This is a genomic window from Nitratireductor aestuarii, assembly GCF_014641695.1.
Lineage (GTDB): Bacteria > Pseudomonadota > Alphaproteobacteria > Rhizobiales > Rhizobiaceae > Chelativorans > Chelativorans aestuarii.
Map to the genome: position 1 here is coordinate 220,058 of NZ_BMIF01000001.1, position 22,746 is coordinate 242,803.

Consider the following 22,746-nt stretch of genomic DNA (forward strand, 5'->3'; position numbering starts at 1 on the left):
CGCGTTTTGGCTGAGCCGCCGCGCGCTTGCAAGGGTGAATCGCGGCAGATCATTGAAGTCTTGAACTGCGCCTCAGGCGAAGCGCGATCCCTCACTCGTCCGCTGATAGTAGATCAGGTCCATCGACGGAGGATTCTTGCCCATGACGGAAAGGATCATGTGGGCCTGGCCACGGTGGTGCGTCTGATGGTTGAAGAGGTGCACGAGGGCAGGGGCGAGCCGCTGCGTCACCGGCTGCGGCTTGGTGACGGGCGTATAGGTGAACGTGCCGCGGAACACTTCATCACTCTGGCTTTCGACCCAGTCGATGATGCGCTTGTCCTCTGCCTCCCGGGCGGTGCGCAGCTCGTGAAAACTCTCGTGCAGGATGGCGTTGAGCTCGCTCGGCGCTTCCCCTGTCCCGCTGAAACGCTTCATCCAGATCCTGTCGGTCACCACGAGATGGTTCAGCGTCCCCATCATCGACCGGAAGAACGCCAAGACGTCCCGCTTGAATTCCTCCGCCGTCAGTTCCGCGGCTGCATCATAGAGATTGCTATTTGCCCATTGATTGTAGGCGGCCATCATTGAAAAATACTGCTTGTTCATTGCAATCCCCCAATCACGGTTTCCCGACTAGATACTCCTGATTGTTCTTCGCCGGGAGAATGAAATAGCGCCGGAACGATGCATATTTCTGATGTCATCGATATATGACGGATATGGAATGCCGGTGGCCCTTCACAGAAAGCTCCGGTGACGCTATAGACGCCCATCCCGCATTTTCCTGATTTGTGAAGGACCAGAAATGGCAATCGAACGCACCTTTTCCATGATCAAGCCGGACGCTACCAAGCGCAACCTGACCGGCGCCATCACCAAGATGCTGGAGGATGCCGGCCTTCGCGTCGTCGCTTCCAAGCGCGTCTGGATGAGCCGCCGTGAAGCTGAAGGCTTCTACGCAGTTCACAAGGACCGCCCCTTCTTCGGCGAGCTGGTCGACACCATGACCTCTGGTCCGACGGTTGTTCAGGTTCTGGAAGGCGAGAACGCCATCCTCAAGAACCGCGAGATCATGGGCGCGACCAACCCGGAAGCTGCTGCTGAAGGCACCATCCGCAAGACACACGCTCTCTCCATCGGTGAGAACTCGGTTCACGGTTCGGACGCTCCTGAGACGGCTGCCCAGGAGATCCGCTACTGGTTCTCCGACACCGAGATCGTCGGCTAACGCGCCTGCATCTGAGAACATATTGAACTTAACCCCGGAAGCTGGTGCAGCTTTCGGGGTTTTCTCGTTGGGCACCTAGATTAAACCACTATCAGTCAATTCTTGCCAGAGTGACGCCTCTTCTGCCTTTACCTGGTCCATAAAAACATGACTGCTCTCGACCATGTCTAGCACCATCTGAGCTTGCTTTTGGGGGGCAATCTGGTCCGACAGCTTGCTGATATCCAAGCCCATATCGTCAGGCCCAACTCCTTCCTGCCAAGACGCCAATGACACATATCCGGTCGCCAAAGCAGTTCGCTCACTTGGGTTACTCAGATGCATTGCCGCTTTAAGTGCTGTCTTTATGTCTTCCTTGGGGAACGGGAGCTTGGTCACATCAGCTACGCACCCTGGAAGTGGGGCAGAGCTTTCTAAGAACTGCCCGTAGGTTCTCACTATATTCTCAATTTGCGCGCCAGCGAATTGCTCCTTGGGTTCTTTCAGTTCCTCAAGCTTGTAGGCAACCCTCGTTGCAAGAATTGAAGATCCGGTTGCAGCAAGGGCCAGTGCCGCAGGCAAAATCGCCCATCCCCAACCGAAGAAATACCACACGGCAACAGCCGTAATTATCCAAAACCATGTTGAATTCGCATAGCGTTGGGCCGTGGTATGAAACTTCTCCGGACCATCCCCATCCAACAACGCTTTCTGCACTAACCACTTAGCCATAAGCCCCCCATCGAAAGTTTGTGCTACCGATGGCGACTATGGCATCGAGTTAAACGCGGGAGAAGCGGATAGTGATCTTGCCTGAGCCGGGGCTCACGCCTCGGCTTTTTTCGTTTTGGAGGCTTCCATCTCCCACTCGGGCAGCGGGAAAGCCCGGTCGTAGGCCCAGTTGAAGACGAAGGCGTAGCAGACGTAGAAGATGGAATAGGAGATATCCATCACGAAGGCCGAGATCAGGTCGGTGCCGAGATACCAGGAGATGAAGGGGAGCAGCATCACCAGCAGCCCGAGCTCGAACAGCACGCTATGCAGGACCCGGATCAGGGGCGTCTTCTGTGTTGTTCCCCGCCGCCGCTGCATCGCGTGGTCGAACATCAGGTTGTAGAGATAGTTCCAGACCGTCGCCACGACGGAGGTAACGGCGCCCACCACGCCGATCTCGAAGATCCCATGGTTGAACACCCATGCCGCCAGCGGCGTGGAAAGCAGGAGCCCGATGATCTCGAAACTGAGCGCGTGGCGGATACGATCAGGCGTCGTGCGCATCACGCCTCCGTTCCGCAATGTCCGTCTGCCCGCCCAATCGGTTCCCCGTCAGGATTGCTTCTGCCAGACGGCGAGCGCGTCTTCGTCGCTCTGCTTGGCTTCCACCCAGCCGCCGTCCTGACCGTCGACGCGATGCTCCTTCTTCCAGAAGGGTGCGCGGGATTTGAGATAATCCATGAGGAAGTTTGCAGCCTCGAATGAAGCCGCACGGCTCTTCGAAGCCGCCACCACGAGCACGATGTTTTCACCGACCGGGATCTTGCCGTAGCGATGGATGACGGTGAGCCCGAGCAGTTCCCAGCGCTCCGCTGCCTCAGCCGCGATGCGACCGATTTCGGCTTCTGCCATGCCCGGATAATGCTCAAGCTCAAGCGCAACAAGCGTGCCCTGTTCGTCGCGGCACTTGCCCGAAAAGGTGACGACGGCGCCAATGTCCTTGCGGCCATCGGAAATCCGCTCGATCTCGGCAGCCGTATCGAAATCCTGCTCCTGGACGGAAATGCGGGGCGTGATTGCCATGTCAGCCCCCCGTCATGGGCGGGAAAAGCGCGACCTCGCAATCGTCGGGGAGGGGCGTGTCGTGTTCGACATGCTCGTGGTCGATTGCGACGCGAATGACCTCCGGGCGAACGAGTGCAGCCGCATAGCCTTCGCCGCGCTCGGCAAGCCATGCGAGCAGGTCAGCGACAGTCACAACGGAGTCGGGCTTGTCGATCGTCTCCGATCCCCTGCCGATGCGCTCGCGAACCCAGGCGAAGTAGACCAGCTTCATTCCTATTCCTCGATGATGTGCTTCAGGCCGGCGCGGAAATAGTCGTAGCCCGTGTAGAGCGTCACGATGGCCGAGATCCAGAGCAGGGTGATCCCGAGCTGGGTCATGTAGGGCACGATCTTGTCGCCCGCAGGACCAACCAGAAGCGTGGCTATGGCCACCATCTGGATAGCGGTCTTCCATTTTGCAAGCTGCGTCACCGGCACGCTCACCTTCAGCGCCGCCAGGTACTCGCGCAGGCCTGAAACCAGGATTTCACGGCAGAGAATGATGATGGCCGCCCAGAGCGTCCAGCCGGCGATCGTGCGATCGCTGTCGGCGGCGAGCAGCAGCAGGCAGGTCGAGACCAGCAGCTTGTCGGCGATCGGATCCAGCATCCGGCCGATGTTGGAGGTCTGCTTCCAGGTGCGGGCGAGATACCCGTCCAGATAATCTGTCACGCTGGCGGCGATGAAGATGCCGAGCGCCGACCAGCGTGCGAAGTCGCTCGACTGAAGTCGGCCCTCAAGGAAGAAGCAGAGCACGATCATCGGCACTGCCAGAATGCGGGCATAGGTAAGTAGGTTGGGAAGATTGAACGCGGTGCGCTGCTGCTGGATGGACGGTTGGCTCATATCAGCCCTTCAACATGAAACAGGTACGGCAATCGTGGAGCATAGTTAGCGATGCTATTCCAGCCTTATTATGCCCTTTCGTGAAAATGGTTATGGATTTGCCTCGCCATCGACTCGGAGATGCCTTCAACGGCCATCAGGTCTTCAACGCCCGCACGGCTGACGGCCTTGGCGGTGCCGAAGTGATGCAGCAGCGCCCGCTTGCGGCCGGGGCCGATCCCCGAAATTTCGTCGAGTGGGTTCTTCACCATTTCCTTCTTCCGGCGGGCGCGGTGCGAGCCGATGGCGAACCGATGCGCTTCGTCACGCATGCGTTGAACAAAGTAGAGCACGGGGTCGCGCACGGGTAGGGTGAATGGCTCCTTGCCGGGGATGAAGAAGCGTTCTCGCCCTGCATCGCGATCAACACCCTTGGCGATGCCAATGGCGGTTATCTCATCAGTGATACCGAGTTCTTCCAGAATCTTCCGGACCGCTGAAAGCTGGCCCTGTCCGCCGTCGATGAGGATCACGTCCGGCCAGGCGGGGAAGGCTTCATTCTCGTTCGTCACGGGAGCCTCTTCGCGCAGACCTTCCTCCTTCAGAAGACGGGAGAAGCGCCGCTGCATGACTTCGCGCATCATGCCGAAGTCGTCGCCTGGCGTGATGTCGGTCGAGCGGATGTTGAACTTGCGGTACTGGTTCTTCACGAAGCCTTCGGGTCCCGCCACGATCATCCCGCCCACGGCATTGGTGCCCATGATGTGAGAGTTGTCGTAGACCTCGATCCGGCGCGGCGCACGGTCGAGCCCGAACGTCTCGGCAAAGCCTTCGAGCAGGCGAGCCTGCGTCGATGTTTCCGCAAGCCTGCGTCCCAGCGCCTCGCGCGCATTCTGCAGCGCGTGATCGGTCAGATCCTTCTTCTCGCCGCGCTGGGGCACGGAAACGCTGACCCTGCGTTCGGCCCGCGCCGAAAGCGCCTCGGCAAGCACTTCCTGATCCGCCACTTCGTGCGACAGGAGCACCATGCGCGGCACCGGCTTGTCGTCATAGAACTGTGCAATGAAGGAGCTGAGCACCTCGCCAGCCTCCAGTGCCGGGTCGGCCTTCGGGAAATAGGCCCGGTTACCCCAGTTCTGGCCGGTACGGAAGAAGAAGACCTGAATGCAGTTCTGCCCGCCTTCCTGATGGATGGCGAATACGTCCGCTTCCTCGACCGATTGCGGATTGATGCCCTGATGTGCCTGGACATGAGACAGCGCTGAGAGGCGGTCGCGGTAGATGGCGGCGCGTTCGAAATCGAGCTGTTCCGAAGCCTGCTGCATGGCGGTGGCGATCTCCGCCTTCACATTGCTGGAGCGGCCTGAGAGAAAATCCTTCGCCTCCTTGACGAGCTCCGCATAATCCTCCCGGCTGATCTCGCCGGTGCAGGGGCCGGAGCAGCGCTTGATCTGGTAGAGCAGGCAGGGCCGCGTCCGGCTTTCGAACACGGAGTCGGTGCAGGTGCGGATCAGGAACGCACGCTGGAGCGAATTGATCGTCCTGCCGACGGCACCGGCGGAAGCGAATGGCCCGAAATAATCAGCCTTGCGGGAGCGCGCGCCGCGATGCTTGAAGATGCCGGGGGCAGGGTGATCGCTCGACAGCATGATATAGGGGAACGACTTGTCGTCACGCAGCAGCACGTTGAAGCGCGGGCGCAACCGCTTGATGAGATTAGCCTCGAGCAGCAGCGCTTCGGTCTCGGTCCGCGTGATCACGAACTCCATCGAGGCAGTCTCGCGGATCATGCGCTCGATGCGATTCGAATGGCCTCGCCCCTGCGCATAGTTGCTGACGCGCTTCTTGAGGCTACGCGCCTTGCCGACGTAAAGCACGTCGCCCTCGGCATTCATCATGCGATAGACGCCCGGCGCATTCGGGAGACGCTTCACGATCTCCTGAATCACCTCGACACCGACGGCCGCAGAGTCGCGTCCGGCGCTGTCCCAGGCAATCGTTTCGTCATGCGCAATCGAAGTCATTCAGCCATTCCAATGATGTCAGGCGTTTCCCAAGCCAGATGCTGGCCGCCGTCAAGCGCGATCATCTGGCCCGTTATAGATGGTGTTTCCCAGAGATAGCGAACAGTAGCGCCAAAGTGGGGCAAGTCTGGGCCGCGACGCAGGATAAGGCCCTCGACCTGTTTTTCGAAATCTTCAGGGCTCTGCCGCTCGTTGGCAAGCGTGGGACCCGGCCCAATGGCGTTGACCCGAATGTTCGGCGCAAGCGCCTGAGCCATGGTCTGCGTTGCCATCCAGAGCGCAGCCTTGGAGAGCGTGTAACTGTAGAACCGCGGGTTGGGCCGCCAGACTCGCTGGTCGATCATGTTCACGATCAAACCCTCCGCGTCCGTTCCCACGTAGCGGGCGAACGCCTGGGCGATGAGCGACGGGGCCTTCACGTGAATGGCGAAATGGCCGTCCCAGACCTGCGGATTGAAGTCGGTGAGCGAGTCGTTCTCGAAGATCGAAGCATTGTTGACGACAATGCCGATCGGCCCGATGGCCTCCACCGCGCGATCCACCAGCGAGGAGGTGGATACGCTGTCGGTGAGGTTTGCCTGCACCACCCGCGCGAACCCGCCATCCCGGTTGATCACCTGAGCCAGCGTCTCGGCCTCTTCGACCGAGTCGTTGGAGTGGATGGCGACCGGGAATCCGTGGGCGGCCAGGTCGAGTGAAATCGATCGACCAATGCGCTTTGCCCCACCGGTGATCAGCGCACCAATTCCCGACTCTAGCATCTCAACCCCGTCTATCTTCGCATCACCGCGTATATATGAGCACTGTGGCGGCTTTCATAGCATCACTTGCCAGCAGGCTATGAAGCCATAGAAGTTCGATGATGCTGCACAGCATTCAGCTGCTTCGACTCAATTCTCCCCAATACGTCGGCGGCGCCAGGGAAGACGATTTTGCAGTGACTTATATACCGCTTGTTAACGCATTTACCCTTCTGAAACCATAACCTGTGCCTTATCGGCAACAGCTATGGGGAGTGATAGTAAATAGGGCAACTAATTCAAACTTGGGCCATTTTGATGCCACGTTTGGCGACTTTTTCTGGCGTCAGGCGGAACCGCACAACAGCTCACATGTTTGAGCGACGCGGGTGGGGCGCCGGGGCCACCAATCTCGGATGACCCAATATTGAATTCTGTTGGCTAAGGAGTCACACGTATGACCAAGACAAGTCTTAAGCTCGGTGCTGCTGTTGCAGCTCTGTTTGCAGCAACTGCTATCTCTCAGGCCGCTGACGCAGTGTTCGAGGCTCCTCCTGCTCCTCCTGCTCCGGTTATCTCCGAGCCGATCAGCACCTGGGAAGGTGGCTATGCCGGTCTCTCCCTCGGCTACGGCTTCTCCGGTGAGGCAGACCTCGCAGGCCTCGGCACTGTAGACACCGACGGCTTCGTTGGTAACGTCTTCGGCGGCTGGAACTGGCAGTCGGGTTCGTTCGTGTACGGTATCGAAGGTGATGTCGGCTACAACGGCATGGAAGGCGACAACTTCGGCTACAACGTCGAGCACGGCGTTGACGGCAGTCTGCGTGCACGTCTCGGTGTTGCTGCGACCGACAACGTTCTGCTCTACGCTACCGCTGGTGGTGCTGGCAGCCGCGTAGAAGTTACCGACACTGTAACTGGCGCATCCGACACGCAGACCCTCTGGGGCTGGACGGCTGGCGTCGGTACCGACGTGAAGTTCACGGAGCAGGCCTTCGGCCGCCTTGAGTACCGCTACACCGATCTCGGCGACGAGACCTTTGACCTTGGCGGCGTCGGCGGCGATGTCGGCTCCACCAGCCACAAGGTTCTGGTCGGCGTTGGTATGAAGTTCTAAGGCTGACAAGCCTTGAATTGCAGAAAGGCCGGGCCTCGAGCCCGGCTTTTTTGTATGCAGAATTTCGGATTGGATGGCCTATCGCACAGGCGGCATCAGCGTGCGGTCGAGCCGGCAGCTGTTGCGGTCCACCTCTTCGCAGCGGGTGAACTTGAGATCCTTCGAGAAGCAGATGCGGACTTCCCGCAGATAGCGCCTGTCGCATGAAACGGCGATCGCATCGGGCTTCAGCCCCTTGTTCGCTGCCATGAACTTCTGCTCGACCTCGCGCGGCGAGATCATGATGGGCCCGGTGGGCAGAACGAACTCCTGCGGGATCTTCACCTCGTTGAAGGCTTCACGCGCAACCGAGAGATATTCGGCCTGACTAAGGCCGGTGCAGGAGCCATGCTTGCGCCATTGATGGCCGATCAGGCCGGGCGAGGGGATGATGTCGAGATATTGCTGCGCCAGGCGATCCGGTACGCGATCCGATTCACGCGTGCGGCAGAATTCCGGGTAACCGCGCACATATTGCGGCCAGAGACCGTGGACCATGAAGGCATAGGGACGCGAACACTGGATCGAGCGTTGGCCAGCGCCTTCGGTCGCGCAATAGCTGGGCGACCAGCTGAGAGACAGAACGTAGTGATCGAACTCACCGGCAACATGACGGCGCTGCTGCGCGTCAGCCGGCGTGAGCAACGGTGTGCTGAACAGGAAGAGCGCGGCCAGAGCCGCGCCCGCTGCCTTGATCATCGAAGAACGCTGCAGTTCGCGTTGTAGACGTTCCAGCGGTCGAAGCCGGAGACGCAGAATTCAACATTATCGCCGATGGAGGCAAAGCCCTGGCCGTATTCGATCAGGTACCAGATCGGGCGGGTGTAGCCGTCGGAGAGCGAAACGCTCGCATTGCAGTAGCGGCGCTCGATCGGACTATCGGGCGTAGACGGCTCGACGCGAGTGAGGCGTGCGTCATGGAAGCTGACGATGCTCACGTTCGGCAGGTTCGGCACATGGGTGACCTGATGGCGGAAGCGGTTCGCGATAATGCCGCGAACGCTCGAATGTCCGCAGATCGGATCATCCACGCCATAAGCCTGATATTGCCCGAGCATATCTGCCGCATGGGCGGACGGGATCGCGGTGAATGCAGCGACGGCGGCAGCTAAACCTGCCAGAACGTTGGATATGCGTGACATCAGTGTCCCCGTGTAAAAATTATCACTAGTTTCTGTCAGGCTTTGACTTCGGTCAAGATGCTGTACGCCGTTCCTCTGCGAGCTTCAGGATCGAATAACGCCCTTTGCCGGCCTCTCCGAGAATCCGCGCGAAGGCAGGCAGAATCAGCTTCAGCTGTTCTTGCAGGACATAGGGCGGATTGACAACAATCATACCCGTTGCGCTGAGCTTCGTGTCAGGCAGCACTGGCGACACTTCAAGGGTCACATCCAGGATGTCTGGAATGCCGCTTTCCATGAGGCCTTTCCGGAACGCGGCCACTTCCTTCAGGTTCTTGATCGGATACCAAAGCGCATAGATCCCGCCCGGCCAGCGCTTGTGCGCCTTATGCAATCCGGAGAGCAGCCGGTCGAATTCGCCTTCCTTCTCGAACGGCGGATCTACCAGCACGATGCCGCGCTTTTCCTTGGGCGGCAGATGCGCACCGAGCGCCAGCCAGCCGTCGAGTTCGATGACCCGCGTCTGGAAATCGCCTTCGAATTGACCGCGCAGCGTCTCGACATCTTCCGGGTGCAACTCGATGGCGGTGAGCCGGTCCTGCTTGCGCAGAAGATGACGTGTGACGACTGGCGAGCCGGGGTAGAACTTGAGTTCATCTTCCGTGTTAACTGATTCAACTGCGCCGAATAAGTGGCTGACAATGCTTGCTTCTTGCTCGTTCAGCTTGGCATCGCGCAGCGCGCCGATGCCGCCAAGCCATTCGCCGGTCCGCTGCGCCTCGTCAGAGGAGAGGTCGTAGAGCCCAATGCCCGCATGGGTGTCGATGACGCGGAACGGCTTCTCCTTGCGCTTCAGATACTCGATCAGCAGCGTCAGCACCGTGTGCTTGAGGACGTCAGCGAAGTTTCCCGCGTGATAGGCGTGGCGATAGTTCATGGCAGCTCCGGCCATCGGTGGATGGCGGTTGAAGGGCGCTTGTTTTTCTGTCCGAGGCTCTACTCGATATGGGCAAAATCCGCTAGGTTCCACCCATGAACATTCAGCCGAACATGACGATCGGGCACTCTGCGTGTCCGCATGACTGCCCCTCGACCTGCGCGCTCGACATCCAGATTGTCGATGGCCGGATCGGTCGCGTGCATGGGGCGAAGGACAATTCCTATACGGCAGGCGTGATCTGCGCGAAGGTCGCCCGCTATGCCGAGCGCATCCACCATCCGGGCCGTCTGCTGAAGCCGCTCGTCCGCGTTGGTGGCAAGGGCGAGGGCCGCTGGGCCGAGGCGAGCTGGGAAGCTGCCCTTGATTGCGTGGCGGAAGAATTTTTGCGAGCGGAAGAGAAATACGGCAGCGAGGCTGTGTGGCCCTATCAGTATGCTGGCACCATGGGTCTCGTGCAGCGCGATTCGATCCATCGTCTGCGCCACGCCAAGCGCTATTCGCTGCAATATGATTCCATCTGCACCAATCCTGCCTGGACGGGCTGGGTAATGGGTGCAGGCACCTTGCGCGGTCCTGACCCGCGCGAGATGGCGAATTCCGATTGCGTCGTGATCTGGGGCACCAATGCGGTCGCCACACAGGTCAATGTCATGAGCCACGCGATCCGTGCCCGCAAGGAGCGCGGCGCCAAGATCGTCGCGATCGACGTCTACGACAACGCGACCATGAAGCAGGCGGACATCGCTGTGCTCGTTCGGCCGGGCACGGATGCGGCACTTGCTTGCGGCATCATGCACGTGCTCTTCCGCGATGGCATGGCCGATTGGGCGTATCTCGAAAAATATACCGACGATCCGCGTGGGCTTGAACAGCACCTGCAGAGCCGCACGCCCGAATGGGCCGAGGCGATCTGCGGCGTCCCTGCCGATGAGATCGTGCGGCTCGCTCATCTGTTCGGCACGACGAAGAAGACTTACTTCCGCCTCGGCTATGGCTTCACTCGCAACCGCAACGGGTCGGTGAATATGCATGCCGCGCTCAGCATCGCTGCAGTGACTGGGGCTTGGCAATATGAGGGCGGCGGCGCCTTCCACTCGAATTCCGATATCTTCGGCCTCGACAAGTCGATGATCGAGGGGCACGCCTATCGCGACCGCACTATCCGCTCGCTCGACCAGTCGCAGATCGGCCGCGTGCTGACCAACGATCCGGACGCGCTTTACGGGGGACCACCCGTCGCCGCCATGCTGATCCAGAACACCAACCCGGCCAATGTCGCGCCGGAGCAGCGGCTGGTGAAGCAGGGTTTCATGCGCGACGATCTCTTCGTCTGCGTGCACGAACAGTTCATGACCGACACGGCCAAGCTTGCCGACGTCGTGCTGCCTGCGACCATGTTCATGGAGCATGACGACATCTACCGTGGGGGTGGCAACCAGTTCATTCACCTCGGCCCGAAGCTGGTCGACGCTCCGGGCGAGGCGATGCCGAACATCTTCGTCATCGAGGAGCTGGCAAAGCGTCTAGGTGTTGCGGACAAGCCCGGCTTCGGCATGACCGCCCGCCAGCACATCGACCTGATGCTGGAACGCCGTGGCCTAGGAACGTTTGACACATTCAAGGAGCAGCGCTGGGCGGACGTGCAGCCGGACTTTGAAACCGCGCATTTCCTCAACGGCTTTGGCTTCCCCGATGGCAAGTTCCGTTTCCGGCCGCAATGGACCACGACGCCTGCGCCTGGTCGGCCGTCGGAGAGGATGGGCATCCGCGGCAACTACCCCGCTCTTCCCGAATTTCCGGATCACGTGCACCTGATCGAGGAAGCCGATCCTGAGCATCCGTTCCGGCTGGCAACGTCGCCGGCGCGCAACTTCCTCAATTCGACCTTCAGCGAAACGCCGGACTCCCGCAAGCGTGAAGGCAGGCCTGAGCTCATGCTCCATCCGCTGGATGCGGAGGCCCTGGGGATCATGGAAGGCGCGCGGGTCGAGCTGGGGAACCAGCGCGGCGAGTTGGTTCTGCACGCAAAGATCTTCGACGGCGTCCGCCGCGGCGTGGTTGTCGCTGAAGGCATCTGGCCGAACGATGCGCACGAGCGGGGCGAGGGCATCAACGTGCTTACCGGCGCGGATGCCGTTGCACCCTACGGCGGCGTCGGCTTCCACGACACAAAGGTGTGGGTCCGGGCGGTCTAACTTTTACGAACAGGAACGAACCGGGCCTTCAAGGATTTGATCCCTCAGCTGGAGGGATCAATGGCCGCTCGATCAAGCACCCGTAGAATTGATACTGAACTGAACGGCGAGAACGCCCGTTCACCCGGCGAGCTTTCCTGGTCCGGCTGGAAGGCGATCTTCATGCGCGTCTTCCGCGAAATCAGCGAAGACCGTGTACTGATGATCGCGGGCGGCGTGACCTTTTACCTGCTGCTCGCGATGTTCCCGGCTCTGGCGGCCTTCGTCTCCATCTACGGCCTCCTTGCCGATCCCTCCGATATTTCCGGCTACATGGACCAGATGCAGGGCGTGATGCCCCAGGCAGGCGTCGAGATCATCTCAACGCAGCTTCGTTCGCTCGCCCAGCAGAGCAACGATGCGCTTGGCATCAGCTTCATTATCGGCCTTGCCGTGGCGTTCTGGAGCGCCAATGGTGGCATCAAGGCGCTTTTCGACGCCATGAACGTCGCCTACGAGGAGGACGAGAAGCGCAGCTTCATTTGGCTGAACCTGACAGCCTTTGGCTTCACGCTCGGCGCGGTGGTGCTGGCGATCGTGTTCATCGCGGTGCTCGGCGTGGTACCGGCCGTGCTCGCCTACATGGGCTTCGGGCCCGTGGTGGAAATTCTCGTGCATGTGCTGCGCTGGGTGCTGCTGGCCGCCGTTGCGCTTTTCGCCATATCGCTGCTCTACCGCTACGGACCCAGCCGTTCGCCCGCCAAATGGCGTTGGGTAAGCGTCGGCGCGGTCTTCGCCACAGTCTGCTGGTTCATCGTCGCCTGGGGCTTCTCGTTCTACCTTCAGAATTTTGCTGACTACAACGCCACCTATGGCGCTCTCGGAGCCGTGATCGGCCTGATGATGTGGATGTGGATCTCCACCATCGTCGTCATCGTCGGGGCTGAACTGAATGCCGAGATGGAGCGCCAGACCGCGCGCGACTCCACGACCGGCCCTGAGCTGCCGCCGGGCGAGCGCGGCGCCTTCGTTGCCGATCAGGGGCCGGAAAGTCATCCCATTGGATGAAAACGCTTTTCCCGAGGAACCTGGCTGCTTCTTGGAAGTTGGGTTCTCACAACACGAGGAGTGTTCCATGAACTCAATTATCTACATCATAGGCTTGATCGTCGTCGTTCTGGCGATCCTGTCATTCCTCGGTCTTGCTTAGGAGGAATGACAAATGTCCAACCATGACGATCTGCGTGGAACGTCCACGTCCACTGGTGGCGATGCCCCCGCACTGTCGGAAGCGGCCACCAAAATTGGCTCCCAGGTGACGGAAGGTGCGGTTGAAGGTGTGCGCAATGCGCAGGCCAAGGCATCCGAAAGCATGCACAGCTTTGCTGAGGCGATCCGCAAGGCTGGCGACGAGCTGAAGGAGAACGACCAGGGCCCCGTGGCCCAGGTTCTGGCGCAGGCCGCCGGTAGCCTAGACGAGATGTCGAGAGCGTTGGGGCAAAAGGGCATTGGCGAAATCGTCAATGACGTCCGTAGCTTCGGCCGCCAGCATCCCGGTGCGTTCATTCTGGGCTCTGCATTGCTGGGCGTAGCGCTTGGCAGGTTCGCCCAGACAGCCGCGGCTTCCGGAACGTCCAACAACTCAGGCGAAAGGCGTGCGGCCGAATATAGCGGCAACCGGAACTACGCATCGTCCTATCCCTCAGCGACGACATCCGCGAGCTCGACCACGACGAATACCGACACCAAGGACTGGAGCAAGCCATGAACGGGAACGACGAAGGCCGTGGCGTGATGGGGTTGGTGTCCGATCTCGCCGATCAGGCTTCAACGCTGGTCCGCACCGAGTTCCGCCTCCTGCGGACCGAAATGTCCGAAAAGTTCGATCAGGTGAAGAACGGCGCCATCGAGGTGATCGCCGGCGCAATCTGCCTGCTCGTGGCCCTCATGGTCCTGGTGCAGGCGCTGATCATAGCGCTGGCCGAGATGGGCCTTGGCGGCGGCTGGGCTTCGCTTCTGGTTGGCGTGGTGCTCGCAGTGCTGGGCTACATCATGGTGAAGGCCGGATCGTCCAACATGAGCGCGGCGAACCTCACCCCGGACCGGACCCAAAATCAGCTGTCGCAGGATGCACGCGCAGTTAAGGAGCAGATGAGATGAGTGAGAAAAGTTCTGCCGAGCTGGAGCGGGAGGCCGAGGCCGTCCGCGCCCAGATGTCCGAAACTGCCGACACACTGCAGCGCAAGCTCTCGCCAGGGCAGCTTGTCGATGAAGTGACGACCTACTTCAAGAACTCCGACGGTCGCGTTGCACTCGATAATCTGAGCGCACAGGTCCGCGATAACCCGCTGCCGCTGGTGCTGGTCGGAGCTGGGCTCGCCTGGCTCTTCATGGGAGGTGGCCCATCCGCTGCCAGTCTGAGGGCTTCGAGGCGCGGCAGCTTCGATCGCACCGACTTCGGTCGCTACCAGGGTGACTATCCGGAAGGTCACTGGGAAGATGACGTTGTGGATCGTCCCATCCCGGCCGATTCAATGCGCCGCATGGGCGAAGGAACCGTCGGTGGCGAAAGCGACAGCGGCCCGTCGGTGACGGAGCGCATGAGCTCCGCCTATGACAGCGCCAAGAGCACTGTGAGTTCGGCTGCTGAGGCGATCACCGATAGTGCATCGCAGGCGGCGGGCAGCGTTTCTGACAGCACGTCACGCGCATGGCGCGGCATGCGGCGCTCACCCCGCTATGTCGGTGACAGCCTTTCAGACGTCCAGAGCCGTGGCCAGCGGATGATCTCCGACACGCTGGACAAGGAGCCGCTGATCCTCGGCGCAATCGGTCTTGCTGTGGGTGCTGCCATCGGCGCGATGATGCCGCGCACCCGCGTCGAGGAAGAGTACCTGAGCCCTTACGCCGAGAAGGCAGGCCAGTCGGTGCGCGAGATGGCGCAGCAGGGCATGGATGAAGTCCGCAACGTAGCTTCCAAGGTTTACGACGAGGCCACTGAAAAGCTGGATAGTGCGAAGGAGGAAGATACAAGTACTTCGTCCGCCACTTCGTCCTCGCCGACGCGCTCGCCGAGCAGCCTTGCTGCGACGCAGCCAGTATCGGGTGTTGGCACTGGGGCTTCGAGAGATTTAGCGTCGGAGAACAACGCCACGGTGAAGGGGCCGACGGAAACCGACGCAAGTGAAGCTTTCACCGAAACGAGATCCAAGCCGCTTTAGTCCACCAAACTCCTGAAAAGCAAAAGGGCGCGGAATTCGCGCCCTTTTCAATTCATCTTCGCTTACAGCCAATCAAGGCGTCCGGCGTGCCAGATCCTCGAGGTTGACGATCTCCTCGACGGAGGAGGGCACCATGAGGCTGGTGTTTGCACCCCAGCCGATTTCGAGGCCGTGGGCGTAAACGGTCCGGTTGTTTTCCATGCGCGCCTTGCCGGATGCCACCATCGAAAGCGCCAGCGGATAGATCTTGTGCTCCATGTTGAGCACGCGAACGGCAAGCTCACCTTCCGTGTCGGTCGGCAGTACGGGCACGGCAGCCTGCGCGATGATAGGTCCGGCATCCATTTCGGCTGTCACGAAGTGAACCGTGCAGCCATGGATGCGCATGCCCTGCTGGATCACGCGAGCGTGCGTCGTAAGCCCCGGGAACAGCGGCAGCAGCGACGGATGGATGTTGATGAGCCGTCCGACCCAGCGGTTCGTGAAGTCGGCGCTGAGGATCCGCATGAAGCCGGCGAGGCAGATGATCTCGACCCCAGCTTCGTCAAGAATGCGCTGGATCTCGCCTTCATGCGCAGCCTTGTTCGGATGACCGGCGCGAGGCGCGACAAAGGTAGGAATACCGGACGACGCTGCGACGGCCAGGCCCTGCGCCTCGGGTTGATCGCTGATCACGCAGACGATCTCAGCCGGAAAATCGGCTTCGGCAGCGGCCCGGATCAGCGCGGTCATGTTCGAGCCGCGCCCTGAAATCAGAACTCCGACGCGGTTACGTGGGCTCATAGCTCAAGGCTCCCCTGGTAAACGACGCCTGCGTCACGGCGCGGGCAGATGCGGCCGAGCGGGGTGACGTGCTCACCGGCCTTCTGCAGTACGGCGGCAACCTGTGCAGCCTGTCCGGAAGCGACGACAATCACCATGCCGATGCCACAGTTGAACGTGCGCAGCATCTCTTCCTGTGCCACGCCGCCTTCGGCTGCCAGCCAGGAGAACACCGCCGGTGCATCGACGGTGTCGAGATCGATTTCGGCAGCATAGTCCTTGGGCAGGACCCGCGGAATGTTTTCGGTGAAGCCGCCGCCGGTGATGTGGGCAAGCGCCTTGATGCCATGCGTTTCGCGGATCGCCGCGAGGATGGACTTCACATAGATGCGGGTTGGCTCGAGCAGCGCATCGGCAAGCGTCTTTTCCGGCGCGAAGGGTGCCGGATCGGTCCACTTGAGGCCAGTCTTCTCGACGATCTTGCGCACCAGCGAGAAGCCGTTCGAATGCACGCCAGAAGAAGAGAGGCCCAGCAGCACGTCGCCTTCGACGACGTCATTGGTGGGCAGCAGCGTTCCGCGCTCGGCAGCACCCACGGCGAATCCCGCGAGGTCATAGTCGCCATCGCTGTACATGCCGGGCATCTCGGCGGTCTCGCCGCCGATCAGCGCGCAGCCGGCCTGGCGGCAACCTTCGGCAATGCCGGCAACGATGGAAGCGCCCTGGTCCGGATCGAGCTTCCCCGTGGCGAAATAGTCGAGGAAGAGCAGGGGTTCAGCGCCCTGGACCACGAGATCGTTGACGCACATGGCGACGAGGTCGATGCCGACGGTGTCGTGCTTGCCCGACTCGATCGCGATCTTGAGCTTGGTTCCGACACCATCATTGGCAGCAACGAGGATTGGATCGTTGAAGCCTGCGGCCTTCAGGTCGAACAGGCCGCCGAAGCCGCCGATCTCACCGTCAGCGCCAGGACGGCGCGTCGAACGGACGAGCGGCTTGATCTTGTCCACCAGCGCATTGCCCGCGTCGATATCGACGCCCGCATCGGCGTAGCTCAGTCCCTTTTCCTGGTTGCTGCTCATATTGGAGACCTCTCCGCGCAATTCACTGGCTCAGGTTCCGTCCCGGTAGCAGTTCTGACGAGGCGGACCACTCATCTATGGCCTCGCTGGACAAGCCCGCGAACCATGCGCTCTATTGGCACGCAGCGGCCTGCAACTCAAGCGCAAGCGGGCACCACGCACAGGCAACAGCCATAGAGGGGACTTTAGACAAAAGTGGGAGGAAGGTGAACGCTCCACCGTTTGTTCAGGGCCGGAAATCGCACCGCCTCTTGAAGCCGCTTTGCATCACCTTCATATGCATCAGCATAGCTTGACCTGGAGCCGTTTGATTGACCATCCCTAACATTATTACCCTGTTTCGGTTTCTGCTTGTGCCGCTGGTGGTGCTGTCGCTGCTGGACGGCAAGTGGGGCTGGGCCTTCAGCGGGTTTTTGGCCGCTGCGGTATCGGACGGTCTGGACGGCTTTATCGCCCGTCACTTCAACCAGCGAAGCGCGCTTGGCGCCTATCTCGACCCCGTGGCCGACAAGGTGCTTCTGGTCAGCGTCTTCGTCGTGCTGGGCTACATGGGCCATCTGCCGCTCTGGCTGGTCATAGCGGTCGTATCGCGGGACGCGCTGATCGTTGGCGGGGTGATCCTCTCCACCGTCATGGGCAACCCGGTCCCGATGAAGCCGATCTTCGTCTCCAAGGCGAACACAACGGTCCAGCTCATCCTTGCGTCACTGGTTCTTGCCAGCCTTGCGCTCCATTTTTCCCTCGGTTTGTTCCTCCAGGGCTTCGTCTACCTGAGCGGCCTCTTGACCATCGCTTCGGGCGCGGCCTATCTCGTTAGCTGGATCAAACATATGGGTGGATATGTCGACGCAAGTACCGCCTCGGATGACTAGTTCTGAAAGTGAGCTGCGTCGCGCCCACCTGTTGCGCACCGCTGGCTTCTGGCTGGTCGCTGGCGGCGGGCTGATCCTCTTCCTTTATGTTTTCAGCTCGGTCCTTCTGCCGTTCCTGGCCGGCATGGCACTGGCGTATTTCCTCGATCCAATCGCCGACCGCCTGGAGAAGCTCGGCATGTCGCGCCTTCTCGCCACCATCTTCATCCTGATCGTCTGTGTCCTGGCCCTGATCGTGGCCCTGATGGTCCTGATCCCGGTTCTCACCAACCAGCTCGTTGATTTCGCAGCGCGACTGCCGGAATACCTCGCACAGCTTCACGCACGGATCATCAGCTTCGATCCCGAATGGTTCGAGCGCGAGCTGGGGGTCAAACCAGGCACCCTGCAGGATGGCGTCGCTTCACTGCTCTCGCAGGGCACTGGTTTCATCACTGGACTATTCGCATCGCTGTGGAGTTCAGGCCTGGCGATCGTCAACCTCGTCAGCCTTTTTGTCGTGACGCCGGTCGTCGCCTTCTACCTGCTGCTCGACTGGGATCGCATGGTGGCGCATGTGGATAGTCTCGTGCCACGGAATCACCTGAATGACGTTCGTCAGATCGCCCGCGACATCAATCTGGCGACTGCAGGATTCGTGCGGGGGCAGGGCACCCTCTGCCTCATCCTTGGCATCTACTACGCAACGGGGCTGACGCTTGTCGGCCTCAACTTCGGCCTGCTGATCGGCCTCTTTGCCGGTCTGATCAGCTTCATTCCCTATGTGGGATCCCTTGTGGGCCTTGGACTTGCCGTCAGCGTCGCCATCGTTCAGTTCTGGCCGGATTGGTTCTGGGTCGTGGCCGTAATGGCCGTCTTTTTCAGCGGCCAGTTCATCGAAGGCAACATCCTCCAGCCGAAACTGGTGGGCAAGAGCGTCGGCCTTCATCCCGTGTGGCTTATGTTCGCACTTTTTGCCTTTGGATATCTCTTTGGATTTGTGGGATTGTTGATTGCTGTACCGGCTGCGGCAGCCGTTGCTGTGCTAGTGCGTTTCGCCATTGGCCGCTATCTGGAGTCACCGCTCTATAGTGGCCAAGCCCAGCGTGCCGGAGATTTGGAACACCAATGAATGACGAAATTCTACCGCGGCAACTGCCCCTTGCTCTTGAGCATGGTGAGGGTAGGACCCGCGATGACCTGGTTGTTACAAAGTCGAATGAGCAGGCTGTCGCACTGATCGACAGCTGGCCCAACTGGTCTGCGCCTGTGGTCATCCTTGCCGGTCCTCCCGGATCCGGCAAGACGCATCTGGCGGAAATCTGGTGCACCGAGGCGAATGCCGTGAAGGTGAGCCGGAGCCATATCGGGCAGGAAGCAATCGACGCTGCCTCCGAGGGCCCGGTGCTTGTGGAAAACGCCGATGCTCCGGGACTGGACCAGACGGGACTGTTCCACCTGATCAATGTGGTGAAGAGCGCGGGAACGCAGCTGCTTCTGACGGCGCGGACCTTCTCCGGCGCCTGGGGCGTGGATCTTCCCGATCTGGCCTCGCGCCTGCGGGCAGCCACAACGGTGGAAATCTATGAGCCGGACGACATGCTGCTGGCAGGCGTCATCGTAAAGCTCTTTGCCGACCGCCAGGTGGTGGTCGAGCCGCACGTTGTGCAGTTCCTCGTGCGCCGGACGGAGCGTTCGCTTTCCTCGATGCGCGAGCTGGTGCGGATGATCGACCAGATGGCAATGGAGCGGAAGACAAAGATCACCCGCGCCATCGCCGCCGAAGCCGTTACCATCCTGGAGCAGGGCGCTAAGCGCTCCTGACAAACCTGTAAACATGATTTGATAGGGAACATGCGGTCCACCCCGATGTTTGGCGGACGTGCAACGATAAGCACGAAACGAACACGGGAGAAGACGCATGAACGTATTGCTGAAGACCACTGCCGGCGCGGTCGCACTGCTTGCAGGTGCTGGAATCGCGATGGCGGAAGGTGAGAAGGCTTCCACTTCCGCTTCCATGACCGGCATGGACATGACCTGCGCCGACGTGGCCAATCTGGAGCCGCAGGAAGCCGAACGCGCACTCTATTTCCTGGCGGGCTTGCAGCAGGGCCAGAACGCAAGCCGCATGTCGCAAGACAGCGCTGCAGCCATGCGCAATGCGAACAGCGACTCGACCGACCCTGACGTAACGCAGGACACCGCCGCATCCACGATGCCGGGCGCAGCCTCTGGCGATGCGGCTGGATCGGCAAGCGGCTCGTCTGCCTCACCGAGCGATATGGCAGCCGCGACACCGCCGAGAGGCGACTCCGTCTCGCCGTCCCAGGGCAATAATACTGCAGCCGGAAACCTGCCGGGCGATCAGGGCCAGGCAGCGGCCCCCAGCCAGGATATGGCAGCAAATCCGCTACCAGGAGCAGAGCAGGGCTCCAGCGACGCGGGCCAGTCCAGCCATTCGAGTCAGGACATGGCAGGGAGCCCGGCCACCCCGGACCAGTCCGGTCAGGCTGGACAGGCCGGCCAATCTGACATGGCTCAGGGCGAGAGCGCCGGCTCCACCGTCGATCCGACCGTGACTGCAGGTGTCAGTGGCAGCGGTTCGGGCCAGTTCAGCGCGGAAGGCTTCTATCAGATTCCTGTCGAAATGGTGCTGACGGACTGCCGTTCCACGCCGGACGCAAAGCTGACCGATATCCTGAAGCAGCACAGCAACTAAGCGGCCTGCATTGATCCTCTAATAGTCCGGTCGCGTCGGCGGCCGGACATTTTCACGCGGCTTTGCAACGAGAGCGGCCCTTCCAGCGTTGTAGATCCACTGTAATGGTTGGGAGGGCATGAGAATGGCGGACGCGACGAAGGGGCCGATACGGTTTTCTCCAACTTCCCTTCCGGGAAACCAGTCCTATCAGCCATTGATCCTCATCTTCGTCGCAGTGGTTGCGCTCTATTTCGCCAGCGAAGTTATTCTTCCCTTTGCCATTGCCGTTCTGCTCTCATTTGCCTTGCAACCGCTGGTCAGCCGGTTCCGCCGTTGGCGCATGCCGCGAATTCTGGCGGTAAGCGTCAGCGTTCTCATCGCCTTCATGATCCTGCTGTCGGTCACCCTGGTGGTGGTGCTGCAGCTGAATGAACTGGCGCGTGAGCTGCCGACCTACCAGACGAACATCATCTCAAAGATCCGCTCGCTCAAGGAAATGGGGGCGGGCAACAGCAGCATCGAACGCCTGAGCGGCGTGGTCGAACGCGTTGGCTCGGAGCTGAGCGAGTTGAATTCCGATTCCGCTCCCACTACGGGGACGGATGAGCGGGATCCAATTCTCGTCGAAATCTTTTCGCCCCAGCGTCCGATCGAGATGCTGACAGGCCTGATCGCGCCCCTGATCGAACCGCTGGCGACTACCGGCCTGGTCATCGTCGTCGTCATCTTTATGCTTCTCGACCGCGAGGAGCTGCGTGATCGCTTCATTCGATTGGTGGGATACAACGATCTTCATCGCACCACCGAGGCCATTCAGGATGCTGGCCGCCGCGTGAGCCAATATCTCCTGATGCAGCTGGTGGTGAACGTCACCTACGGTGTGCCAATCGGCATCGGCCTTTGGCTGATCGGCGTTCCCAACGCCCTGTTATGGGGTCTGCTCGCCACGATCCTGCGCTTCTTGCCCTATATAGGCCCGTTTATTGCGGCCGTGCTGCCGCTCACGCTTGCGCTGGCGGTGGCGCCGGGATGGTCGCTGGTCCTCTGGACGGCAGGCCTGTTCCTCACCATGGAGCTCATCAGCAACAACGTGGTCGAGCCGCTCCTTTATGGCTCGCGCACGGGGTTGTCGCCGCTTGCCATCATTGCCGCTGCGATCTTCTGGACCTGGCTGTGGGGTCCTATCGGCCTCGTTCTGTCGACGCCGCTCACCGTGTGCCTCGTAGTGCTGGGACGCCACGTGCCGCAATTCGAGTTCCTGCAGGTGATGCTTGGCAATGAGCCGGTGCTTGACCCCAAGGAACGGCTCTATCAGCGCCTGCTCGCGTCCGACCCGGATGAGGCAACGGATAATGCGGAGGAAATGCTGGAAGAGGACTATCTGGTCGACTTCTACGGCAAGGTGGCCATTCCGGCACTCCTGCTCGGCGAGCATGATCGGGCGAGGGGCGTTCTTTCTGAAGAGCAGATGCAGCAGGTGGCTGCCAGCGCCTCGACGCTACTCCGGAACCTTGAAGAGATCGCGGAGGAAGAATCCGAAGAGGAGGACGTGACCGCCACGGAAGACGTCGCGGAAGCGAGCGAGACAGAGCCGGATGAGGCCGAAGTTGAGCTCCCGGACGGTGAGGGCAGGCGCATCCTCTGCATCGGCGGCCGCACCGAACTGGATGATGTCACAGCCGCCATGTTTGCGCAGGTGCTGGAGGTACAGGGCGCAGACACGGAGGTCGCCACCCATGTGCAGATCCAGCCCCGCAACCTGCGCGAACTTGCGGTGCGCGGCTTCGACACGGCGGTCATCGCCTTCCTCAACCCGAACTCGATCGGGCATGGCCGATATCTGGTCCGCCGACTGAAGCGGGCGTCGCCGCGGCTGCGCGTCGGAATCATCCTCTGGGATAGCGACGCCCTTGACGGTTTCAAGCCTGAGGAAATCGCCAATCGCATGAACGCCGACTTTGTCTCGTCGACGATGATCGAATCGGTACAGCACGCGTTGGCTGACGAAGCGCCCGTCAGACTTCCCTCGCAGATACGCCTGCGCCGCCGCCGTCCGCTCGTCCGTGGCGAGATCGTCTCACCTGAGACGAAACTCGCGAACGCTGAACCGGGGGGAGCAGTTTAGGCTCGATCCTT

25 protein-coding genes are annotated in these 22,746 nt (G+C 60.7%); 12 read left to right on the forward strand and 13 right to left on the reverse strand.

Features of this window, described 5'->3' with window-relative positions; all coding sequences use genetic code 11:
- Positions 1-72 precede the first annotated feature (72 nt).
- Positions 73-588: a DinB family protein gene (locus IEX27_RS01110; RefSeq protein ID WP_188719080.1), complete on the reverse strand. Its 516-nt coding sequence runs from the start codon at positions 586-588 to the stop codon at positions 73-75.
- Between the two features lie 199 nt (positions 589-787).
- Between IEX27_RS01110 and ndk the strand changes: the two genes are divergently transcribed.
- Positions 788-1,210 (forward strand): nucleoside-diphosphate kinase, encoded by a 423-nt coding sequence (gene ndk, locus IEX27_RS01115; protein WP_188719081.1) that lies wholly within the window; start codon positions 788-790, stop codon positions 1,208-1,210.
- 75 nt (positions 1,211-1,285) lie between these two features.
- Here the strand turns inward: ndk and IEX27_RS01120 are convergent, their stop codons facing one another.
- From IEX27_RS01120 to IEX27_RS01150, 7 genes are all read right to left on the reverse strand, one after another.
- Positions 1,286-1,921: a hypothetical protein gene (locus IEX27_RS01120; RefSeq protein WP_188719082.1), complete on the reverse strand. Its 636-nt coding sequence runs from the start codon at positions 1,919-1,921 to the stop codon at positions 1,286-1,288.
- A gap of 93 nt (positions 1,922-2,014) precedes the next feature.
- Positions 2,015-2,467, reverse strand: coding sequence for a PACE efflux transporter (locus tag IEX27_RS01125; protein ID WP_188719083.1), 453 nt, complete (start codon positions 2,465-2,467; stop codon positions 2,015-2,017).
- A gap of 48 nt (positions 2,468-2,515) precedes the next feature.
- Positions 2,516-2,986, reverse strand: coding sequence for a molybdenum cofactor biosynthesis protein MoaE (locus IEX27_RS01130; RefSeq protein WP_188719084.1), 471 nt, complete (start codon positions 2,984-2,986; stop codon positions 2,516-2,518).
- 1 nt (position 2,987) lies between these two features.
- On the reverse strand, positions 2,988-3,239 hold the full coding sequence (gene moaD, locus IEX27_RS01135) for a molybdopterin converting factor subunit 1 (protein WP_188719085.1): 252 nt from the start codon (positions 3,237-3,239) through the stop codon (positions 2,988-2,990).
- Between the two features lie 2 nt (positions 3,240-3,241).
- Positions 3,242-3,853 (reverse strand): CDP-diacylglycerol--glycerol-3-phosphate 3-phosphatidyltransferase, encoded by a 612-nt coding sequence (gene pgsA, locus IEX27_RS01140; protein WP_188719086.1) that lies wholly within the window; start codon positions 3,851-3,853, stop codon positions 3,242-3,244.
- 68 nt (positions 3,854-3,921) lie between these two features.
- A complete protein-coding gene (uvrC, locus tag IEX27_RS01145; protein ID WP_188719087.1) occupies positions 3,922-5,856 on the reverse strand; it encodes an excinuclease ABC subunit UvrC in 1,935 nt (644 codons plus the stop codon).
- Positions 5,853-6,617: an SDR family oxidoreductase gene (locus tag IEX27_RS01150; RefSeq protein ID WP_188719088.1), complete on the reverse strand. Its 765-nt coding sequence runs from the start codon at positions 6,615-6,617 to the stop codon at positions 5,853-5,855. The genes uvrC and IEX27_RS01150 overlap by 4 nt, the downstream gene beginning before the upstream one ends.
- 436 nt (positions 6,618-7,053) lie before the next feature.
- Here IEX27_RS01150 and IEX27_RS01155 point away from each other — a divergent pair, with 436 nt between their 5' ends.
- The gene (locus IEX27_RS01155) at positions 7,054-7,713 is read left to right on the forward strand and encodes an outer membrane protein (protein WP_188719089.1); all 660 of its coding nucleotides are present in this window, start codon (positions 7,054-7,056) and stop codon (positions 7,711-7,713) included.
- Positions 7,714-7,791: 78 nt separating this feature from the next.
- Here the strand turns inward: IEX27_RS01155 and IEX27_RS01160 are convergent, their stop codons facing one another.
- From IEX27_RS01160 to IEX27_RS01170, 3 genes are read right to left on the reverse strand one after another with little or no spacing between them, the layout of a single operon-like run.
- Positions 7,792-8,451 carry a ribonuclease T2 family protein gene (locus IEX27_RS01160; protein WP_188719090.1) on the reverse strand — a complete coding sequence of 220 codons (660 nt, stop codon included), beginning with the start codon at positions 8,449-8,451 and terminating at the stop codon, positions 7,792-7,794.
- Entirely contained in the window at positions 8,448-8,894 is a 447-nt protein-coding gene (locus IEX27_RS01165) for a hypothetical protein (protein WP_188719091.1), read from the reverse strand. Before IEX27_RS01165 ends, IEX27_RS01160 begins: the two co-directional genes overlap by 4 nt.
- Positions 8,895-8,946: 52 nt before the next feature.
- The gene (locus IEX27_RS01170; protein WP_188719092.1) at positions 8,947-9,810 is read right to left on the reverse strand and encodes a 23S rRNA (adenine(2030)-N(6))-methyltransferase RlmJ; all 864 of its coding nucleotides are present in this window, start codon (positions 9,808-9,810) and stop codon (positions 8,947-8,949) included.
- A gap of 95 nt (positions 9,811-9,905) precedes the next feature.
- Between IEX27_RS01170 and IEX27_RS01175 the strand changes: the two genes are divergently transcribed.
- From IEX27_RS01175 to IEX27_RS01195, 5 genes are all read left to right on the forward strand, one after another.
- Positions 9,906-12,008 carry a molybdopterin-containing oxidoreductase family protein gene (locus tag IEX27_RS01175; protein ID WP_188719093.1) on the forward strand — a complete coding sequence of 701 codons (2,103 nt, stop codon included), beginning with the start codon at positions 9,906-9,908 and terminating at the stop codon, positions 12,006-12,008.
- A 60-nt stretch (positions 12,009-12,068) separates the two neighbouring features.
- Entirely contained in the window at positions 12,069-13,055 is a 987-nt protein-coding gene (locus IEX27_RS01180) for a YihY/virulence factor BrkB family protein (RefSeq protein WP_188719094.1), read from the forward strand.
- Between the two features lie 154 nt (positions 13,056-13,209).
- The gene (locus IEX27_RS01185) at positions 13,210-13,755 is read left to right on the forward strand and encodes a hypothetical protein (RefSeq protein ID WP_188719095.1); all 546 of its coding nucleotides are present in this window, start codon (positions 13,210-13,212) and stop codon (positions 13,753-13,755) included.
- The gene (locus IEX27_RS01190; RefSeq protein WP_188719096.1) at positions 13,752-14,147 is read left to right on the forward strand and encodes a phage holin family protein; all 396 of its coding nucleotides are present in this window, start codon (positions 13,752-13,754) and stop codon (positions 14,145-14,147) included. Before IEX27_RS01185 ends, IEX27_RS01190 begins: the two co-directional genes overlap by 4 nt.
- The gene (locus tag IEX27_RS01195) at positions 14,144-15,208 is read left to right on the forward strand and encodes a DUF3618 domain-containing protein (RefSeq protein ID WP_188719097.1); all 1,065 of its coding nucleotides are present in this window, start codon (positions 14,144-14,146) and stop codon (positions 15,206-15,208) included. The genes IEX27_RS01190 and IEX27_RS01195 overlap by 4 nt, the downstream gene beginning before the upstream one ends.
- Positions 15,209-15,280: 72 nt before the next feature.
- On the opposite strand, the gene purN is transcribed toward IEX27_RS01195, so the two are convergent.
- Both purN and purM read right to left on the reverse strand, forming a co-directional pair.
- Positions 15,281-15,991, reverse strand: a complete 711-nt coding sequence (purN, locus tag IEX27_RS01200; protein ID WP_188719098.1) for a phosphoribosylglycinamide formyltransferase — start codon at positions 15,989-15,991, stop codon at positions 15,281-15,283.
- The gene (gene purM, locus IEX27_RS01205; RefSeq protein ID WP_188719099.1) at positions 15,988-17,055 is read right to left on the reverse strand and encodes a phosphoribosylformylglycinamidine cyclo-ligase; all 1,068 of its coding nucleotides are present in this window, start codon (positions 17,053-17,055) and stop codon (positions 15,988-15,990) included. The genes purN and purM overlap by 4 nt, the downstream gene beginning before the upstream one ends.
- 311 nt (positions 17,056-17,366) lie before the next feature.
- On the opposite strand from purM, the gene IEX27_RS01210 reads away from it, so the two are divergent.
- The 5 genes from IEX27_RS01210 to IEX27_RS01230 all read left to right on the forward strand — a co-directional run bounded on the left by IEX27_RS01210 (position 17,367) and on the right by IEX27_RS01230 (position 22,735).
- Positions 17,367-17,927, forward strand: a complete 561-nt coding sequence (locus IEX27_RS01210; protein ID WP_188719100.1) for a CDP-alcohol phosphatidyltransferase family protein — start codon at positions 17,367-17,369, stop codon at positions 17,925-17,927.
- Positions 17,920-19,038: an AI-2E family transporter gene (locus IEX27_RS01215; protein ID WP_244630179.1), complete on the forward strand. Its 1,119-nt coding sequence runs from the start codon at positions 17,920-17,922 to the stop codon at positions 19,036-19,038. The genes IEX27_RS01210 and IEX27_RS01215 overlap by 8 nt, the downstream gene beginning before the upstream one ends.
- Complete coding sequence (hdaA, locus tag IEX27_RS01220; RefSeq protein WP_188719102.1) at positions 19,035-19,730, forward strand: DnaA regulatory inactivator HdaA; 696 nt, start codon at positions 19,035-19,037, stop codon at positions 19,728-19,730. The genes IEX27_RS01215 and hdaA overlap by 4 nt, the downstream gene beginning before the upstream one ends.
- 97 nt (positions 19,731-19,827) lie before the next feature.
- Positions 19,828-20,628 (forward strand): HdeA/HdeB family chaperone, encoded by an 801-nt coding sequence (locus IEX27_RS01225; protein ID WP_188719103.1) that lies wholly within the window; start codon positions 19,828-19,830, stop codon positions 20,626-20,628.
- A gap of 124 nt (positions 20,629-20,752) precedes the next feature.
- On the forward strand, positions 20,753-22,735 hold the full coding sequence (locus IEX27_RS01230) for an AI-2E family transporter (RefSeq protein WP_244630180.1): 1,983 nt from the start codon (positions 20,753-20,755) through the stop codon (positions 22,733-22,735).
- Positions 22,736-22,746: the final 11 nt, after the last annotated feature.

Bases quoted from the DNA above. Each gene is read 5' to 3' on its own strand.
- IEX27_RS01110 (WP_188719080.1), bottom strand. From the start codon at position 588: ATGAACAAGCAGTATTTTTCAATGATGGCCGCCTACAATCAATGGGCA.
- ndk (WP_188719081.1), top strand. From the start codon at position 788: ATGGCAATCGAACGCACCTTTTCCATGATCAAGCCGGACGCTACCAAG.
- IEX27_RS01120 (WP_188719082.1), bottom strand. From the start codon at position 1,921: ATGGCTAAGTGGTTAGTGCAGAAAGCGTTGTTGGATGGGGATGGTCCG.
- IEX27_RS01125 (WP_188719083.1), bottom strand. From the start codon at position 2,467: ATGCGCACGACGCCTGATCGTATCCGCCACGCGCTCAGTTTCGAGATC.
- IEX27_RS01130 (WP_188719084.1), bottom strand. From the start codon at position 2,986: ATGGCAATCACGCCCCGCATTTCCGTCCAGGAGCAGGATTTCGATACG.
- moaD (WP_188719085.1), bottom strand. From the start codon at position 3,239: ATGAAGCTGGTCTACTTCGCCTGGGTTCGCGAGCGCATCGGCAGGGGA.
- pgsA (WP_188719086.1), bottom strand. From the start codon at position 3,853: ATGAGCCAACCGTCCATCCAGCAGCAGCGCACCGCGTTCAATCTTCCC.
- uvrC (WP_188719087.1), bottom strand. From the start codon at position 5,856: ATGACTTCGATTGCGCATGACGAAACGATTGCCTGGGACAGCGCCGGA.
- IEX27_RS01150 (WP_188719088.1), bottom strand. From the start codon at position 6,617: ATGCTAGAGTCGGGAATTGGTGCGCTGATCACCGGTGGGGCAAAGCGC.
- IEX27_RS01155 (WP_188719089.1), top strand. From the start codon at position 7,054: ATGACCAAGACAAGTCTTAAGCTCGGTGCTGCTGTTGCAGCTCTGTTT.
- IEX27_RS01160 (WP_188719090.1), bottom strand. From the start codon at position 8,451: ATGATCAAGGCAGCGGGCGCGGCTCTGGCCGCGCTCTTCCTGTTCAGC.
- IEX27_RS01165 (WP_188719091.1), bottom strand. From the start codon at position 8,894: ATGTCACGCATATCCAACGTTCTGGCAGGTTTAGCTGCCGCCGTCGCT.
- IEX27_RS01170 (WP_188719092.1), bottom strand. From the start codon at position 9,810: ATGAACTATCGCCACGCCTATCACGCGGGAAACTTCGCTGACGTCCTC.
- IEX27_RS01175 (WP_188719093.1), top strand. From the start codon at position 9,906: ATGAACATTCAGCCGAACATGACGATCGGGCACTCTGCGTGTCCGCAT.
- IEX27_RS01180 (WP_188719094.1), top strand. From the start codon at position 12,069: ATGGCCGCTCGATCAAGCACCCGTAGAATTGATACTGAACTGAACGGC.
- IEX27_RS01185 (WP_188719095.1), top strand. From the start codon at position 13,210: ATGTCCAACCATGACGATCTGCGTGGAACGTCCACGTCCACTGGTGGC.
- IEX27_RS01190 (WP_188719096.1), top strand. From the start codon at position 13,752: ATGAACGGGAACGACGAAGGCCGTGGCGTGATGGGGTTGGTGTCCGAT.
- IEX27_RS01195 (WP_188719097.1), top strand. From the start codon at position 14,144: ATGAGTGAGAAAAGTTCTGCCGAGCTGGAGCGGGAGGCCGAGGCCGTC.
- purN (WP_188719098.1), bottom strand. From the start codon at position 15,991: ATGAGCCCACGTAACCGCGTCGGAGTTCTGATTTCAGGGCGCGGCTCG.
- purM (WP_188719099.1), bottom strand. From the start codon at position 17,055: ATGAGCAGCAACCAGGAAAAGGGACTGAGCTACGCCGATGCGGGCGTC.
- IEX27_RS01215 (WP_244630179.1), top strand. From the start codon at position 17,920: ATGACTAGTTCTGAAAGTGAGCTGCGTCGCGCCCACCTGTTGCGCACC.
- hdaA (WP_188719102.1), top strand. From the start codon at position 19,035: ATGAATGACGAAATTCTACCGCGGCAACTGCCCCTTGCTCTTGAGCAT.
- IEX27_RS01225 (WP_188719103.1), top strand. From the start codon at position 19,828: ATGAACGTATTGCTGAAGACCACTGCCGGCGCGGTCGCACTGCTTGCA.
- IEX27_RS01230 (WP_244630180.1), top strand. From the start codon at position 20,753: ATGGCGGACGCGACGAAGGGGCCGATACGGTTTTCTCCAACTTCCCTT.